The 529-nt window shown below is 74.1% G+C and carries 1 protein-coding gene; it reads left to right on the forward strand.

Annotated elements, in window-relative coordinates:
* Positions 1-529: transposase (locus DW180_RS10120; protein ID WP_147357401.1), on the forward strand; the 529-nt coding region annotated here is incomplete at both ends.

Raw genomic sequence — 529 nt, forward strand, 5'->3', positions numbered from 1 at the left:
CGCGGGCCGAGGCCGCCGGGGAGGCCGCGGCCGCCTCCACCGCGCCCCCGCCGGCGCTCGTCGAGGCCGAGAACAGGCAGGTCAGGTTCCTGGCCGCCCGGATATCGGAGGCCCTCGACGAGGCCGGGGCCCTCGAGGCCGAGACGGCGGCGCTGCTCGAGGGCGACGAGACCTACGCGTGCCTGCTCACCGTGCCCGGCATCGGCCCGAGGACCGCGGCGCAGCTCGCGGTGTCGGTCGACATCGGGAGGTTCCCGGACCACGACCACCTGGCCTCGTACTGCGGCATAGCCCCGAGGGTGAGGAGCTCCGGCACGTCGGTGAGGTCGGTCAGGGCGTCCAGACGCGGCGACGCGAGGCTCAAGTCCCTGCTGATCTTCTCGTGCAACAGCCTGGTGAGGTCCTCGGGGCGCTACGGCGAGTACTACCGGGCCTGCAGGGCGCGGGGCATGGGGCACGGGCGGGCGCTCAAGGCCGTCGCGAGGAAGCGGCTCAGGGCGATATACGCCGTGATGCGCGACCGGGTGCC

The organism is Collinsella sp. AM16-21 (assembly GCF_003471905.1).
Taxonomy (GTDB): Bacteria; Actinomycetota; Coriobacteriia; order Coriobacteriales; family Coriobacteriaceae; genus Collinsella.